We start from the raw sequence: 1051 nt of genomic DNA on the forward strand, positions 1-1051 counted from the left end.
AGCTGGTCGTCGAAGATCAGCCGGGTGTCGTAGAGCAGCCGCCCGATCAGCGTCGACTTGCCGTCGTCGACCGAGCCGCAGGTGATGAAGCGCAGCAGCCCCTTGCGGGACACCGCGTCGGCGAGCGAGCGCGCCGAGAAGTCCGGGGCGTTCATCAGAAATAGCCCTCGCGCTTCTTCTTCTCCATCGAGCCGGCCTCGTCGGCGTCGATCAGCCGGCCCTGCCGCTCCGAGGTCGTCGAGGCCAGCATCTCGGCGATGATCTCCTCGAGGCTCGCCGCCTCGCTCTCGATCGCCCCGGTCAGCGGATAGCAGCCGAGCGTGCGGAACCGCACCCGCCGCATCTGCGGGACCTCGCCGGGCTCGAGCGGCAGCCGCTCGTCGTCGCGCATGATCAGCGCCCCGTCGCGCCGCACCACCGGGCGCTCCGCCGCGAAATACAGCGGCACCACCGGGATCCGCTCGGCCAGCACATATTGCCAGACGTCGAGCTCGGTCCAGTTCGACAGCGGGAACACCCGGATCGACTCGCCGGCCTTGACCCGCGTGTTGTAGAGCCGCCAGAGCTCCGGCCGCTGGTTGCGCGGGTCCCAGCCATGGCCGGCGGTGCGGAACGAGAACACCCGCTCCTTGGCCCGGCTCTTCTCCTCGTCGCGCCGCGCGCCCCCGAAGGCGGCGTCGAAGCCGTATTTGTCGAGCGCCTGCCGAAGCCCCTCGGTCTTCATCACCTGGGTGTGCACGCTCGAGCCCGACGCCACCGGCGACACCCCGCGCCGCACCCCGTCCTCGTTGACATGCACGATCAGCTCGACCCCGAGCCGCCGCGCCGTCTCGTCCCGGAACGCGATCATCTCCCGGAACTTCCACGTCGTGTCGACATGCAGCAAAGGAAACGGAGGCTTCGCCGGATAAAACGCCTTCATCGCAAGATGAAGCATCACCGAAGAATCCTTGCCGATCGAATACAGCATCACAGGATTGCGAAACTCAGCCGCAACCTCACGGATGACGTGAATCGACTCCGACTCCAGCGCCCGCAAATGAGACGATAA

At 67.1% G+C, this 1051-nt stretch carries 1 protein-coding gene; it reads right to left on the bottom strand.

The window, feature by feature from the left end:
* Positions 1-154: 154 nt before the first annotated feature.
* On the bottom strand, positions 155-1051 hold an 897-nt coding region (gene cysD, locus GGR24_RS17450; RefSeq protein WP_246398670.1), incomplete at its 5' end, for a sulfate adenylyltransferase subunit CysD.

It is taken from the genome of Hansschlegelia beijingensis, assembly GCF_014196425.1.
Taxonomy (GTDB): Bacteria; Pseudomonadota; Alphaproteobacteria; order Rhizobiales; family Methylopilaceae; genus Methylopila; species Methylopila beijingensis.